Source organism: Parachryseolinea silvisoli, from assembly GCF_021190955.1.
GTDB classification, from domain to species: domain Bacteria; phylum Bacteroidota; class Bacteroidia; order Cytophagales; family Cyclobacteriaceae; genus Ohtaekwangia; species Ohtaekwangia silvisoli.
The window spans coordinates 713,895-729,492 of the sequence record NZ_JAIOAO010000001.1 but is presented as its reverse complement, the minus strand read 5'-3'; the positions used below and the strand labels follow the sequence as shown (position 1 = coordinate 729,492).

General features: G+C 54.7%; 14 protein-coding genes. 12 read left to right on the top strand and 2 right to left on the bottom strand.

From position 1 onward, the window contains the following. Window positions 1-5 precede the first annotated feature (5 nt). The 11 genes from K7P01_RS03070 (at window position 6) to K7P01_RS03020 (ending at window position 12,236) form a co-directional block, all read left to right on the top strand. Window positions 6-3,719, top strand: a complete 3,714-nt coding sequence (locus tag K7P01_RS03070; RefSeq protein ID WP_267289709.1) for a BamA/TamA family outer membrane protein — start codon at window positions 6-8, stop codon at window positions 3,717-3,719. 254 nt (window positions 3,720-3,973) lie between these two features. Beyond that, the gene (locus K7P01_RS03065) at window positions 3,974-4,357 is read left to right on the top strand and encodes a hypothetical protein (protein ID WP_267289707.1); all 384 of its coding nucleotides are present in this window, start codon (window positions 3,974-3,976) and stop codon (window positions 4,355-4,357) included. Between the two features lie 74 nt (window positions 4,358-4,431). Continuing rightward, a complete protein-coding gene (locus K7P01_RS03060; protein ID WP_254086873.1) occupies window positions 4,432-4,623 on the top strand; it encodes a 30S ribosomal protein THX in 192 nt (63 codons plus the stop codon). A 140-nt stretch (window positions 4,624-4,763) separates the two neighbouring features. Continuing rightward, window positions 4,764-6,161 carry an anthranilate synthase component I family protein gene (locus K7P01_RS03055; RefSeq protein ID WP_267289701.1) on the top strand — a complete coding sequence of 466 codons (1,398 nt, stop codon included), beginning with the start codon at window positions 4,764-4,766 and terminating at the stop codon, window positions 6,159-6,161. A gap of 35 nt (window positions 6,162-6,196) precedes the next feature. Next, complete coding sequence (locus tag K7P01_RS03050) at window positions 6,197-6,763, top strand: anthranilate synthase component II (protein ID WP_267289699.1); 567 nt, start codon at window positions 6,197-6,199, stop codon at window positions 6,761-6,763. Window positions 6,764-6,775: 12 nt separating this feature from the next. Beyond that, window positions 6,776-7,762, top strand: a complete 987-nt coding sequence (gene trpD, locus K7P01_RS03045; protein WP_267289697.1) for an anthranilate phosphoribosyltransferase — start codon at window positions 6,776-6,778, stop codon at window positions 7,760-7,762. Between the two features lie 12 nt (window positions 7,763-7,774). Continuing rightward, a complete protein-coding gene (gene trpC, locus K7P01_RS03040) occupies window positions 7,775-8,581 on the top strand; it encodes an indole-3-glycerol phosphate synthase TrpC (protein WP_267289695.1) in 807 nt (268 codons plus the stop codon). A 1-nt stretch (window position 8,582) separates the two neighbouring features. After that, window positions 8,583-9,206 (top strand): phosphoribosylanthranilate isomerase, encoded by a 624-nt coding sequence (locus K7P01_RS03035; RefSeq protein WP_267289693.1) that lies wholly within the window; start codon window positions 8,583-8,585, stop codon window positions 9,204-9,206. Continuing rightward, window positions 9,203-10,384 (top strand): tryptophan synthase subunit beta, encoded by a 1,182-nt coding sequence (trpB, locus tag K7P01_RS03030; RefSeq protein ID WP_267289691.1) that lies wholly within the window; start codon window positions 9,203-9,205, stop codon window positions 10,382-10,384. The genes K7P01_RS03035 and trpB overlap by 4 nt, the downstream gene beginning before the upstream one ends. 56 nt (window positions 10,385-10,440) lie before the next feature. Beyond that, on the top strand, window positions 10,441-11,229 hold the full coding sequence (gene trpA / locus K7P01_RS03025) for a tryptophan synthase subunit alpha (protein ID WP_267289689.1): 789 nt from the start codon (window positions 10,441-10,443) through the stop codon (window positions 11,227-11,229). Continuing rightward, entirely contained in the window at window positions 11,226-12,236 is a 1,011-nt protein-coding gene (locus K7P01_RS03020; RefSeq protein WP_267289687.1) for a bifunctional 3-deoxy-7-phosphoheptulonate synthase/chorismate mutase, read from the top strand. Before trpA ends, K7P01_RS03020 begins: the two co-directional genes overlap by 4 nt. Before the next feature lie 25 nt (window positions 12,237-12,261). Here the strand turns inward: K7P01_RS03020 and K7P01_RS03015 are convergent, their stop codons facing one another. Both K7P01_RS03015 and K7P01_RS03010 read right to left on the bottom strand, forming a co-directional pair. After that, complete coding sequence (locus K7P01_RS03015; protein ID WP_267289685.1) at window positions 12,262-12,918, bottom strand: hypothetical protein; 657 nt, start codon at window positions 12,916-12,918, stop codon at window positions 12,262-12,264. 35 nt (window positions 12,919-12,953) lie between these two features. Beyond that, on the bottom strand, window positions 12,954-14,861 hold the full coding sequence (locus tag K7P01_RS03010; protein ID WP_267289683.1) for a M1 family metallopeptidase: 1,908 nt from the start codon (window positions 14,859-14,861) through the stop codon (window positions 12,954-12,956). Window positions 14,862-14,907: 46 nt separating this feature from the next. Here K7P01_RS03010 and K7P01_RS03005 point away from each other — a divergent pair, with 46 nt between their 5' ends. Then, the gene (locus K7P01_RS03005) at window positions 14,908-15,255 is read left to right on the top strand and encodes an ArsC family reductase (protein ID WP_267289681.1); all 348 of its coding nucleotides are present in this window, start codon (window positions 14,908-14,910) and stop codon (window positions 15,253-15,255) included. Window positions 15,256-15,598: the final 343 nt, after the last annotated feature.

The window sequence follows — 15,598 nt, the reverse complement described above, 5'->3', positions numbered from 1 at the left end:
AGTTTATGATAAAACGTCTCCTTCTTTTTTCCATTCTCTCGTTTTCCCTGCTTCCGGACACGTTTGCCCAGCAGAAAAAGGTAAGTTTTTACTTTATCGGCGACGCCGGCGAGCCAACCCTTCCCACTAACGGCATGCGGGAGCTTTTACAAACGCACCATGACCCGGCCATACCCGCCACCGCCGTTTTCCTGGGCGACAATGTATATCCCAAAGGGATGCCCGATGTAAACGACGGCGCCCGGCCAAGAGCCGAAAAAATCCTGCGCGACCAGATCGCCCTGCTGGACGGACTTGATGCGACGCTGTATTTCATCCCCGGCAACCACGACTGGAAGCGCGGCCGCAGCGCCGGCTGGGAGCAGCTCATGCACCAGCAGGCCTGGATCGACTCCCTGCACAACCCGGCGGTGCATTTTGCCCCCCAGGACGGCTGCCCCGGCCCCGTGGAAATCGCCGTTAGTGACCAGGTAACGCTCGTCATCATAGACTCGCAGTGGTTTCTCCACCCCTGGGATAAGCCTGCCGGCGACGACAGCCCCTGCGCGGCCAAACGCCCGGAGGACGTGCTCATCAGCCTGGAGGACATATTTCTACGCAACCAGAACAAACGCGTCATTGTGGCAGCACACCACCCGTTGTACACCTACGGCGAGCACGGCGGTGTCTTTACCTGGAAGGATCACCTGTTTCCACTCTATGACCTGAACCACAGCCTCTATATTCCCATGCCGGTGGTCGGGTCGATATACCCGTTGTACCGCAAGGTGTTTGGCAATATCCAGGACACGGCGCACCCCGTCTACAAACGCTACATCCGCTTGTTGTCGGAGCTGATGGAAAAATATCCCAACACGCTGTACGTCAGTGGCCACGACCATAATTTACAGTATAGCCAGAAAGACAGCGTGCACTATATTGTCAGCGGTGCCGGCTCCAAGGCTACGAATGTCAAAAAGAAGGGCTATGCAAAGTTTGTATCCCGCCACCTGGGCTTTGTCAAGGTCGATGTACTCGACAATGGCGCCGCCACGGTAGACTATTACCAAACCGGCCAGCAGGCTTCGGTATACCATGTCGATGTGCCTGCGCCGCCCGTCGCGTTAAGCGCCGACGCTGGCAACCTGCCCGACTTCTCTAAAACGGTACGGGTGCATGCCAGCGACCAGTATGCCGCCGGTGGATTTAAACAAAAAATGCTCGGCAAGAACTATCGCGCGGAATGGAAGCAGGACCTGGACGTGCCGGTGTTTGACATTGGCACCAAAGCCGGTGGGCTGAAGATCGTGCAGAAGGGCGGCGGCATGCAGACCTTGTCGCTACGCCTGGAAAATTCACAGGGAGACCAGTATACCTTGCGCTCGATCGAGAAGTTCCCCGCGAAGGCCGTACCGGAAATGTTACAAAATACCTTTGCGCAGGACCTCGTACAAGACCAGATCTCCGCTTCGCACCCCTACGGCGCGCTGATCATTGCCCCGCTGGCCAAGGCTGCGGGCGTATACCACACCCATCCGGAACTGGTGTATATACCCGACGATCCGCGCCTGGGTATATACCGGAAGGAGTTTGCCAACACGCTCGCCTTGTTTGAAGAGCGTCCCGAAGGCGAGGCCAAAGACAAACCATACTTCGGCAATGCCGACAAGATCATCAGCTATGACAAGCTGCTGGGCCGCCTGGCCAAAGACAACGACAATGTGGTAGACCAGGAGTTTGTCATGCACTCGCGCCTGTTCGACCTCGTCATTGGCGACTGGGACCGTCACGACGACCAGTGGCGCTGGGCGCAGTTCAAAGAAAAGAAAGCCGAGATATACCGTCCCATTCCGCGCGACCGCGACCAGGCATTCTTTTATAGCGACGGTGCATTGGCCAAAGTATGGAGCCGCCGCTGGGCGCTGCCGAAGTTTGAAGGCTTCCGGGAAGACGTAAACTGGGTACCGGGCTTTATGTTCAACGGACGTTATTTCGATCGCAGCTTTTTGAATGCGACGACTTCAACGGAGTGGGTGGCAGAAGCGAAAAAACTGCAGCAACAACTGACCGATGTCGTGATTGATTCTGCCGTAAAACAATTTCCGCCGTCCATTTATAAACTTCATGGAGCCGAGATCGCGCGTAAGATGAAAGCCCGTCGGGACCGGCTGCCGGAGTACGCACTGGCGCACTATAAATTCCTGGCGAAGGAAGTGGATGTTGCCGGTTCTGACAAGCCCGAATATTTTGATGTCGAGCACCAGGCGAACGGCGACGTGCAGGTGAAGGTGTATAAGATCAATAAGGACCACGAACGCACCGATAAGATCTACGATCGTCTCTTTCTGCGGAGCGAGACGAAAGAGGTAAGACTCTATGGGCAAGGTGGCGAGGATGTCTTTGACCTGCGGGGTAAAGGCAAAGGCGGCATCCTGGTACGCATCATTGGTGGCGACGGCCGCGATTCTGTTACCAGCACGGCCTCGGTAGGCGGGTTGCTGAAAGCACACAAGGCGTATGACCTGGAGTCGGGTATGACCTTTGGCGGGCGTAAAGACCTGGACGATGCCCGGTCGGTTAACCCTGCGGTAAACCTGTACGATCGCAAGGCCTTCCGCTATCCGCTGCTGGCGCCGCTTGTCACGGGCAACTATAATTATGACGATGGTTTGTTTATCGGCGGTGGTTTTCTGTTTACCACGCACGGTTTCCGCAAGCAGCCGTATGCCAGCCAGCATTTGTTCCTGGCGAGCTATGCGCCGGTGACGGGGTCGTATAACTTCCGGTACGACGGACGGTTTCAGCAAGTCTTTGGCAAGTGGGGTATCATGCTCGACTTTGATGTGAAGGCGCCGAACTTTGTGAATAATTTCTTTGGCTGGGGGAACGAGACAATCTACGATGACGAGATTGACGACAAGCCCATTGTGGCGGATCAGGACCTGAACAACCCCATCGATTTTTATCGTCTCCGCTTGCAGCAAGTAGAGCTTCAGGCCATGCTGACGCGGCCGTTGGGATCGATCGGCTATTTCCGCATTGGCCCCATGTATCAACGCACGGAGATCGAAGCACCGAAGCATACACCGCGGTTTATCAGCGAATATGCCAATACGCTGGACGAGCCGTTGTTTGAAGTGGATAAACAATTTGTCGGTGGCCGTGTGCAGTGGGGTATTGACAAACGCGATCACCCCGTGGTCACCACGCGCGGGATATTGCTGACCGAGTCGTCGGTGTTTATGAAAGGTATCGAGGCGAACGCGCACAACTTCACGTCGCACAATGCTACCCTGTCGTTTTATCAGTCCTTCCGTATTCCGGCGCGTGTTACGTTCGCGTTGCGCGTAGGCGGGGGAGTCAATACCGGCAGGTATGAAATATACCAGGCGCAGATCCTGGATGGCCGCACGGAGCTGCGAGGGTATCGCAAGACCCGGTTCTATGGTGATCGCGACTTTTACAGCAACAACGAAGTGCGGATGAAGCTGTTGAGCTTCCGGTCGTATTTGTTCCCGGCGTCGTTGGGCATCAACGGGTTTTATGACGTCGGGCGGGTTTGGTACAAGGACGCTTCGGGCAAGGATCCGAGCACGGCGGATGGAACGTCGTCGGCCTGGCACAAAGGTGCCGGGGGCGGGATTTGGTTTACGCCGTTCAACCTGGCGGTGCTGTCTACGGAGATGGCGTTCAGTAAGGACGGGAATATGGTGTATTTGCGGCTGGGGTTCTTGTTTTAGGCGCTGCACACCAGGGCCAAATAGGCTTGTACCTGAATGACAGTTAATCTCTAATTGGGCTCAGCGGCTCCTTTTGGTACTTCACTCGTCTGTTCCAAGCCGTTGGCGGCCACATAAGCTTAAAGAATGCTTAAAGATCTCACGGTTCAACAATCGTTTTTTTGGCGTTAACGGGCTTTTACAAAAAAATCGGGAGTTTTCAAATCTCCAGGCATATCGTTTGCCGTATATGGTGACAAGACAACGAAAAAAACATGGAAACGGTAACTAAAACAGTTTGGTTAGTCGGCAAGAAACTTCAGAACCAGGATATTCAAGAAAACCTGGAAATGGAGGGGTATGTGGTGCGCGGCTTTCACGATGACAAGTTTTCGCTCACCGACGACCAGCCCGACCTGGTCATCTTTTCAGAAGCTGAGATTAAAGGGTTTGAAATCCTGGTAAAGCTTCGCAACTTTTATCCGGCTACTACGATCATGTCCGTGCCGGAAGCACAGATCGAAAAGATGATTCAGAAAGCACCGGAAAGAGGCCAGGCTACGAACAAGGTACCGGAGTCTGGTCCGGATGATTTTCAGGAGTCGGTCAACCGGTTGATTGATTCGATCCTTAAAATCGAGGACGACAACGAAGAATAACGTCAAAAATTCTTCTTCCATTTTGGAATCGTGTCGGACTTTATTATCATTGCCGACCAAACAAGTCCAAACTAATGGGAAGAGGAGATAAAAAAACTGCAAAAGGTAAACGCACAAAAGGTTCTTTTGGTGTTTCCAGAAATAAGGAAGCCATCAAAGCACGCATCAAAAGAGCTGCTTCAAAAAAGACAACCACGGCGGTAGCGTCTGAGTCCGAGGTTGCTGCAAAACCAAAAAGAACTGCCGCAAAGAAAAAAGCGGAATAGTCATACATGAAGAATTTCAACAACATAGCTTGGTGGTGGCATATATCTAAACACGATATGTGAGCAGCCAAACTATGTAGATACCATAACGCCGAAGGCCTGCTGTTCACACAGCAGGCCTTTCTTTTTTTCTGCCGATTATGAAATACAAACTCACTACGTACGCAAAGAAACTACTGGCCGACACCCTGACGCCCGTAAACATTTACCTCAAGCTGCGCGATGTGTTCGCCGGCAGCATTCTGCTCGAAAGCTCCGACTACCACGGGCATGAGAACAGTCTGTCGTTCATCTGCTGCGACTCCATCGCCTCTTTCCAGGTACACCAGGGCCGCATCCAGGTGCAATACCCCGACGGCTCCGTCCAGGACCACGCGGCCACGCGGGACAATGTCATTCCGCAGCTGGAGGAATTCCGGCACGCGTTCGACGTGGACCAGTCCGTCAGCACCAAGTATCCCAACGCCGGCCTCTTTGGGTATATGGCGTACGATGCGGTGCGGTTCTACGAAGACATTCACGTGGGCCGCGAGGAGGAACGCACCATTCCGGATATCCTGTATAAGTTCTACCGCTATATCATTGTGGTCGACCACTTCTCCAACGAGCTGAGCCTCTTCGAGCATGGCTACCAGCAAGCAGCGTCCTCGCTCGACCGCATCGAGCAGATCATCTTCAGCAATCGCTTTTCTACGTATAAGTTCTCGCTCGTCAATGGCGAGGAATCAAATTTTACCGACGAGGAGTTTCTGAAAGTAATCGAGAAAGGTAAAGAGCACTGCTACCGCGGCGATGTATTTCAGATTGTGCTGTCGCGCCGGTTCCAGTGCGGATTTAAGGGCGATGAGTTTAATGTTTACCGCGCGTTGCGGTCTATCAATCCTTCGCCGTACCTGTTCTACTTTGACTATGGCAACTTCAAGCTGATGGGCTCTTCGCCGGAGGCACAGCTGCAAGTGAAGTCGGGCAAGGCCCATATATACCCCATTGCCGGCACCTTCCGCCGCTCGGGCAACGATCAGGAGGATGCGGCCATTGCCGCACGCCTGGCGGCCGATGAAAAAGAAAATGCCGAGCACGTCATGCTCGTGGACCTCGCCCGCAACGACATGAGCCGCAATGCGTCGCAGGTAACGGTGGAGGTCTTCAAGGAAATTCAATATTACTCGCACGTCATTCACCTGGTGTCGAAGGTCACCGGCACGCTGGCGCCGGAGGCATCGATCATTCGCATCGCCGCCGATACATTTCCGGCGGGCACGCTGTCGGGTGCGCCGAAGCACATGGCCATGTCGTTGATCAATCAATACGAGCACGGCAACCGCGGCTATTACGGTGGTGCGATCGGCTTTATGGGTTTCGACGGTTCGTTTAACCACGCCATCATGATCCGCACGTTCCTGAGCCAGGACAACAACCTGATCTACCAGGCCGGCGCCGGTGTGGTGTCGAAGTCGCTGGCGGAAAGCGAATTACAAGAGGTAAACAACAAACTGACGGCCCTGCGCAAAGCAGTGCTGCTGGCAGAGAAGATATGATGTAACACGCTAAGAAATTATAAGAAATTACAGAGATGAAATTACTGGTAATTGATAACTACGACTCGTTCACGTACAACCTCGTACACATTATTCGCGAGCTGAAGTACGCGGTCGACATCGTGCGCAACGACAAGATTTCGGTGGAGGCGGTCAAACAATACGATAAGATCTTGTTGTCGCCCGGTCCGGGTATACCGGACGAAGCCGGCATTATGAAAGCCGTCATTCGCGAATACGGCCCCTCCAAAAGTATACTCGGCGTGTGCCTCGGCCACCAGGGCATCGGCGAAGTGTATGGGGCGATGCTGTATAACATTCCGCGCGTGCTGCACGGGGTGACGTCGCAGGTGGAGATAAAAGATACCGACGAGTATATGTTTCGCGGCGTGTCGCCGGTGTTCCAGGCCACCCACTATCACTCGTGGGCGGTGATGCCGCAGAGCTTCACCCCGGAGCTGAAGATCACCGCGGTGAACAACGAAGGCCTGGTGATGGGCTTGCGCCACACCCGGTACGATGTACGCGGTGTACAATTTCACCCGGAGTCGATCATGACGCCGGAAGGACCGAAGATGATTGAAAACTGGTTGAAACATTAATCCCGCACCGCGATGAAACAAGTTCTTACTGATTTGATCGAGCACCGTTCGCTCTCCCGGGAAACCGCCCACCAGGTGCTGGTCGACCTGACCTCTGGTAAAGTGAACCTCAGCCAGATCGCCGCCTTTATGACCGTGTATATGATGCGCAGCATCACCGTGGACGAGCTGCAAGGCTTTCGCGATGCCATGCTGGAGCTTTGCCTGCCGGTCAAGTTTGATCAGCCCGTGATCGATGTCTGCGGCACCGGGGGGGATAGCAAAAATACGTTTAACATCTCCACGCTCTCTTCGTTTGTGGTCGCCGCCGCGGGGCAACCTGTCGCGAAACACGGCAACTACGGCGTGTCGTCGGTCAGTGGCTCCTCGAACTTGCTGGAGTACTTCGGTTATAAGTTTACCAACGATATCGATACGCTCAAGCAAAGCCTGGACCGCGCCAACATCTGCTTTATGCACGCGCCGCTGTTCCACCCCGCCATGAAAAACGTGGCGCCTATCCGCAAGGAGCTTGGCGTGAAGACGTTCTTTAACATGCTGGGCCCGATGGTAAACCCGGCGTTCCCGGAACGCCAGCTGGTGGGTGTGTTCAGCCTGGAGCTGGCCCGGCAGTATGGTTATCTGTATCAGAACACCAACAAGCAGTTTGTTATTCTGCACGCGCTGGATGGGTATGATGAGATCTCGCTCACCGGTGATTTCAAATACTTCTCGAACCGCGGCGAGCGCATGGCCGCACCGGCCGATCTCGGGTTGCCGCGATTGACGTATGCTGACCTGAAAGGCGGTGACACCGTAGAAGAAGCGGCCCAGGTGTTTATGCGTGTACTGGAAGGTAACGGCACGGCGGCGCAAAATGCCGTCGTTACGGCCAATGCCGGCATGGCCCTCTACGCCGCGAATCAGGCCGCCGGTCTGCCGGCGGCGCTCGCGCGCGCATCCGAAGCGCTGAAGTCCGGCAAGGCCCTGGCCGCTTTTAAAAAATTAGTAAACCCGTAACCGCTGCCCTGTATGAGCACTACGCCTAATATTCTGGATAAGATCATTGCCCAAAAGCGGCTGGAGGTAGCAGAACGCCAGGAGCTATATCCCGTGCGACTGCTCGAGAAGAGCTTGTACTTCAACTCTACCCCCGTGTCGATGCGCAAGTATATCCAGCGCCCCGACCTGTCGGGTATCATTGCGGAGTTCAAGCGCAAGTCGCCGTCGAAGGGCATCATCAACGCGCACGCGCCGGTGGAGCGCACCACGATCGGTTATATGCAGGCCGGCGCCTCGGCGCTGTCGGTGCTGACGGACAAACCGTTCTTCGGCGGCAGTAACGAAGACCTCACGCTGGCCCGTCGGTTTAACTTTTGTCCCATCATTCGCAAAGATTTCACGATCGACGAATACCAGGTGCTGGAAGCCAAGTCGATCGGCGCCGATGCCATTCTGCTCATCGCCGCCGTATTGACACCGGCCGAATCGAAAACACTGGCAGCCTTAGCCCACTCGTTAGGCATGGAGGTATTGCTGGAAGTGCACGACGAAGCGGAGCTGCAACAAAACCTCGACGTGGGCGCGGACATGATCGGCGTCAACAACCGTAACCTCAAGACGTTTGAGGTAAGCATTGAAATCTCGAAGCGTCTGGCACCGCTTATTCCGGCGTCGGTCGTGAAGGTGTCGGAGAGTGGGATCTCTTCGCCGGAGACGATTCGCATCCTGCGTGAAGTGGGGTATGAAGGTTTCCTGATGGGGGAGAACTTTATGAAACACAGCCGTCCGGAGAAAGCGGCGTTGGAATTTATTGAACAATTAACCGCCCGGGTGTAACATGAGCTTACAGCTCAAAGTATGTGGCATGCGTGATGCCGATAATATCCTCGCCGTGGCGGCACTACGCCCGGCCTACATGGGATTTATCTTTTACGAGAAGTCGCCGCGCTTTGTCGGGCAGTCGTTTGTGTTGCCGGCGGGTTTTCCAGCGGAGATCAAAAAAGTGGGCGTGTTTGTCAATGCGTCGGCGGAGACGATGCTGGCTACGGCTGCCCGTGTGGGACTGGATGCGCTGCAACTGCATGGCCATGAGTCCGTGGAGGTATGCCGGCAGGTAAAGGCCGCGGGCCTGGAAGTGATCAAAGTATTTTCCGTCGACGACGATTTTGATTTCGCCGGCACCCAGCCTTACCGGGAGGTGGCCGACTATTTTCTCTTTGACACCAGGGGGAAATACTACGGTGGCAACGCCCAGACCTTTGACTGGTCGGTGCTGCGCCGCTACGATCAACAGGTACCGTTCTTTCTCAGCGGCGGCCTCACACCGGCGAATGTCGCCGGGGCGCTTGCGCTGGAGGATGTGAACCTGTATGCACTGGATGTAAACAGCGGGGTGGAGACAGCGCCCGGCAAAAAAGATATAGGATTACTACAAGAACTGAAAAACAACAGCAGACTATGAACTATTCGGTAGACGATCGTGGCTATTATGGCCAGTTTGGCGGGGCCTATATTCCGGAGATGCTCTATCCCAATGTGGAGGAGCTTCGCAGCCGGTACCTGGACATTCTGCAGCAGGAGGACTTCCGCCGCGAGTTCGACGACTTGCTGCGCCACTATGTGGGCCGGCCCACGCCGCTCTATTTTGCGAAGCGGTTGTCGGAAGCCTGTAACGCGCAGGTGTTCCTGAAGCGCGAAGACCTGTGCCACACGGGCGCGCACAAGGTAAACAATACCATCGGTCAGATCCTGGTGGCCAAGCGCCTCGGCAAGCAAAAGATCATTGCCGAGACGGGTGCCGGACAGCACGGCGTGGCCACGGCCACGGTATGCGCGCTGATGGGCATGGAGTGTATTGTATACATGGGTCAGGTGGACATGGAGCGGCAGCGCCCGAACGTGGAGCGCATGCGCATTCTGGGTGCCACCGTGGTGCCCGCCGTCAGCGGCAGCATGACGTTGAAAGATGCTACGAACGAGGCCATGCGCCACTGGATCAATAACCCGACCGATACCCATTATATCATTGGCTCGGTAGTCGGCCCGCACCCGTATCCCGACATGGTCGCGCGGTTCCAGTCCGTCATCAGCGAAGAGATGCGAAGCCAATTGCAAGAGGCCATTGGTAATCCCTTTCCGGATTATGTCTTTGCTTGCGTCGGCGGTGGCTCGAATGCCGCGGGGGCGTTCTATCATTACCTGAATGACGAGCATGTAAACCTGGTCGCGGTGGAAGCCGCCGGGCACGGTATCAACTCGGGTGAGTCGGCCGCGACGACGGCGTTGGGCAAGCCCGGTGTGCTGCACGGCAGCAAAACGTTGCTGATGCAGACGGAAGACGGACAGGTGATCGAGCCCTATTCTATTTCTGCGGGTCTGGATTATCCGGGCATCGGTCCCATGCACGCGCACTTGTTCGACGTGGGGCGGGTGAAGTTTGTCAGCGCCACCGACGACGAGGCGATGACGGCCGGTATCATGCTGGGCCGCCTGGAGGGTATCATTCCAGCCATCGAGTCGGCGCATGCGCTGGCGGCGCTCAAGCAGTTTGAGTTTGCCCCGGATGATGTCGTGGTGGTGAACCTGTCCGGACGTGGTGACAAGGATCTGGAGACTTATATACGATGGGGTAAATATTGATATCTGCCGGTACACGCGATGTTCACTTCAATTTACCTCAATCCAACACAATCATCATGAAAAACCGAATCACCTCCCTGTTCGCCACGACTAAAAAAGATATACTCTCGGTATTTTATACCGCGGGCTTTCCGAACCTGCACGACACCGTGCCGATTGCCGAGGCGCTGGCTGCCTCCGGTGCCGACATCATCGAGATCGGCATACCGTTTTCCGATCCGGTAGCCGACGGCCCGACCATTCAGCAAAGCAATAAAGTAGCGCTGGACAATGGCATGAACGTAAAGCTGCTGTTAGCGCAGGTGGCGACCATTCGCCAAACGGTAAACATCCCTATCATCCTGATGGGCTACCTGAACCCCGTCATACAATATGGCGTCGAGCGGTTTATCGTGGATGCCGCCAAGGCCGGTGTCGACGGTCTCATTCTGCCCGACATGCCGCTGTATGAATACGAAGAGCAGTATCAGGCGCTGTTCGAGCAGCATAATCTCTGCAACACATTCCTCATCTCGCCAACGACCTCCGAGGAACGCATTCGCCGGATCGACGCGGCCACACAAGGCTTTATCTATGCCGTATCGGCGTCCAGCACCACCGGTGCAAAAGGCGACTTTACCGGCGAGCAGCTGGCGTACTTCGACAAGCTCAATAAAATGAAGCTGAGCAACCCGTTCCTCATCGGCTTTGGCATCTCCAACCGCGATACCTTTGACCGGGCAGCGGCGCACGGTGCGGGCGCGATCATCGGCAGCGCTTTTATCAACTTGCTCCGGTCATCGACCAACCTGCCGGCAGATATTCGCCAGTTCATCGAAGGCATCAAACAACCCTCACGCGTATGATCATCCAACTGACTTCCTCCGTCACCTCGCCCGAAAAGGATATTATTTTACAACAGGTAAAAGACCTGGGCTATAAACACAACGAAGTAACGACCCAACGGGGTCACTACATCATTGGCATCGGCAAGGCCGAGTTCGACATTCGCCGGCTGGGCCATCTGAAAGGCATCGCCGACATCCACCGCGTGTCCGATGACTATAAGCTGGTGTCGCGCAAGTGGAAGGTGGGCAAGACCCAGGTCGACCTGGGCGATGGTGTTGTCATCGGCGATGGCTCGCTTTCGCTTATGGCGGGTCCGTGCTCTATTGAAAATGAAGCGCAGGTGCAGGCTACGATTGAGCACCTGGTCAGTAATGGCCTCCGGATCATGCGGGGTGGCGTGTTTAAGCCGCGCAGCTCGCCGTATGCGTTTCGGGGACTGGGTATCGACGGACTCAAGATGTGGTACAAGCAGGCTCGTCAGGCGGGAATCAAAATCATCAGCGAGGTGATGCAGGTCAGCCAGATTGCCGAGATGCACGACTACGTCGATGTATTCCAGGTAGGCGCGCGTAACACGCAAAACTTCAACCTGCTCGATGAGCTGGGCAAGGTAGACAAGGCGGTCATGATCAAGCGCGGCATCTCGGGCACCATCGAAGAGCTGTTGTATTCGGCGGAGTATGTATTTGCCGCCGGCAATGAGAAGCTGATCCTGTGCGAGCGTGGCATTCGTACCTACGAGAAGGCCAGCCGTAATACCATGGACATCAATGCCATTCCGATCCTCAAGGAGAAAACACATTTGCCGGTGGTGGCCGATCCGTCACACGGCATCGGTATACGCGAGTTCGTCGCGCCCGTAGCCCTGGCCACGGTCATGGCCGGCGCCGACGGTGTGATCTATGAAACGCATCAGGAGCCGGAAAAGGCTGCCTCGGACGGTCAGCAAACACTCGACTTCGAAGAGTCCGCACGGTTAATCAGCCAGCTGCGCAAAGCGCACGCGCTGCTCCGGGAGTTCTAGCCGTTCACCCGCTAGAACTCCTATTTTACGCATGACCAGTCATTAGTTTTGAGATTTGTTCGGCATGGGCTATTCCCATCCTGTCGAGTGTTTTTCGGATCCTAAACTCAAAATCGTTTTGTTGTTCTACTATTTTTTTAAACTCGGTTTGTAGCTCCGATTGAGAAACGCGAACGAGTATTTCATTCTCGTTAAAGTCCTTCGGGTTTGATTCCGTATAATTAGAAAATTCAATGAATTGGTTATCTTTTCTATAAAAGATCCAGGGGTGTCCGATCCATAATTCATTCCATTGATTGGATGCATGTTGTGAGATTTTTTCCCATTCCTTCATGTTTCCAATATCTCCACAACACGTCGGCTCTATGTAGATCTCGTTATTGTCCATCAGCACTATTCCTCCATTTATTTTGCCGACTTGTTCTTCGAAATCTAATAGCTCTACTTCTTTCAGTTCATTCTTTAAAATTTCTACCAGGTCATCATCACGGAGTGTTCGGATGTCAACTAAATAAGAACCTTTTCGAATAGACTCTAAATGTCCTAAGTTCTTATCGGATATACATTTTTTCCAAAACTGGTTCCATTCCTCCGGGAGTTCAAGGGAACTACCATTCGGAAAGTCATATGCTTCCCGAGAGAAAGCATAAGGACTTATCTCAATTGTATTGATTAGCTGCATTTCTTTCCAATAGCATAATGTGCTTATCGGGCGTTCTAGTTGCTCGCCACCGCCGGTGTTAGCAGCTTATCCAGGCTGTTGACCGCCACGAAGTGGTAGTTCGGGCGCGCCTTCGCATAGATGGCCAGCGCTTGCTTCTTACCTGCTTCGGTTTTGATAAACTCCGAGTATAACGGCATCAGGAACTTGCGCCGTCCGGTGTGGATCAGGAAATCTTCGATCTTCGGATACGCCGGGGTATACTGGTCGCGGATGGCGATCACCCCCCAGGCGGAAAGAATCTCCGCATTGCCGGACGCTGTAAAGTGACCGAGCGCGTCAACATCTTTTAGTTGTGCCGGGGTGAGCGAGTCGGGCAGGTGGTTGATGAAGTGTAACCACTCGTGGGTGGTCCACGACTTCACGAGGGGCTCGATCTTTTGTCCGGCTTTCCACTGCGTCATCGCCGCGTCAACCGCGTCAAAGCGTGTAGACTTGGGTTGGGCGCACGAGATCGGCAAGCCTTCGGTAAAGATCCATTCTTCGAACAGGCTATCGTTCAGCGTGATGTTGTAGTGCTTCTGGTAGTAGTCGCGGATGAACGGAATGAACGCTTCCGTGGTCATCACTTTAAATGCGTTCTGCGTAAAGTAATCTTTTACAAACTGGTCAAACTTGTCGCGGCCGTTCTGCTCTTCGATGGTTCTTAAAAAGAAATATCCTTTGTTGTAGGCAATAGCCGTTACGCCGTCGTCGGGGTTGCGGCTGGCCAGGTTCAGCTTCAGCTTGGTGTCGGCGGGGTGGCCATCGTCCGACAGCGACTTGATCTCCTCTTTTAATTCCTGCAGGCTGAGGGACGCCAGCATCTCGGCATAGTCGCGGCCGTAGAGCTTTTCCATGATGCGGGTCTCGAAGTATACCGTAAATCCTTCGTTGAGCCAGAAGTCGTTCCAGGTGGCATTGGTCACCAGGTTACCGGACCAGCTATGCGCCAGCTCGTGGGCGATGAGCGAGGTGAGCGAGCGGTCACCCGACAGGATCGTGGGCGTGGCAAAGGTCAGGCGCGGGTTCTCCATGCCGCCGAACGGAAAGCTCGGGGGCAGTACCAGCACATCGTAGCGTTCCCATTGATAGGGACCGTACAGGTCTTCCGCGCCGGCGATCATTTTTTCCAGGTCGGCAAATTCCCAGGCAGCCTTGCCTACGATAGAAGACTCCGCATAGATGCCGCTGCGCGGGCTGATGGATTTAAAGGACAGGTCGCCTACCGCCAGGGCTAACAGGTAGGAGGGGATGGGCTGCTTCATTTCAAACGTGTATATACCCGTCTTGTTGCGTGTCTCCGGGTTGGAGGCGCTCATCAGGGCCAGGAGCGCCGGCGGTACCGTTACTTCGGCGTCGTAGGTAAACCGGATGCCCGGGGAGTCCTGGCAGGGCACCCAGCTGCGCGCCAGGATGGCCTGGGACTGCGTGAAGAGGAAGGGCTGCTTCTTGCCGGCGGTTTGCTGCGCGCTGAGCCATTGCAGGGCTTCCGCGCCGGGGTTTGTATGATACTGGATCGTGACGGTCTTGGTCGTGGGTTGTATGAGTACGGCCAGTGCCTGACCCAGGATGGCGTCGGGCTCGCCCAGGCGGTATTCGGCTGTGGTGTCGGTGTCGGTTTGTACTTTTTCAATCGTCAGGCCCTTGGTGTCGAAGGTAATCAGGTCGGCGTCGGCTGCGGCTTCGATCTCCCAGGTGGCCGTGGCGCGGATGACCTGTTTGTCAAAGTCGACGGTGGCCTTCCAGTGCAGGTGCGTGACGTGGGCTTCTTTCGGCTCGGCGTTGGAATGGATATCGGTGGCTTTTGCAGGTGCGGATGTCATAGGGGCTTCGGGTGCAGTTTCTTTCTTGGATTGGCAGGCGATCGAGAGTACCCCCGCTGCCAAAAACAGGGGAAGTTTTGAGATCAGGCTAATCTTCATACCTTCGTTTTAAAGCATAAAAACTACAAACATTTTTGCTCCTGCCATGACCGTCTACGGAATTAAAAATTGCAATACCGTTAAAAATGCCCTTGACTGGCTGAAAAAGCATAAGGTCGAATACGATTTCCATGACTATAAAACCCAGGGCGTCACGGCCGCCAAGCTCAAGGCCTGGAGCCAGCAGGTAGGGTGGGAGAGCCTGGTGAACAAGCGCGGCATGACCTGGCGCCAGCTGGACCCTGCCACGCAGGCCGGCGTGACCAGCGAGAAGGCCGCCATTGCCCTGATGATGGAAAAAACAAGTGTCATCAAGCGCCCGTTGATTGAAGTGGATGGGCAGGTCGTTGCCCTTGGCTTTGATGAAGCTACTTATCAGGAGAAGCTCGGGTAGCGCGTCGTGGCGCGCCGGCTGTCGGGAGTATATATAGCAGCGGCAGTGGCGTGTAGCCCCTACGCGGCTATTCCAGCCCGGTTTATATGTAAGTTTTTCAGCCAACGTGTGCATTTCGGCCCGCTATATATTTTTTCGGGATTTTGCATCCATTTTGGGAAGCTTCCGTTTAATCTCTCAATCCCATGCAATCGCAAAAATGAGCAGCAATCCCCCGGCCCAGTCCTACTGAAATCCTTCAAAAGGGCCAGAAATACCGTATTTTCGGAACAAACCCAGTCGCGTGCCCCCCGGTGCGGGAAGTGCCCCGTTTTGACTCTTATATTCGCTATATTTGGCAGCT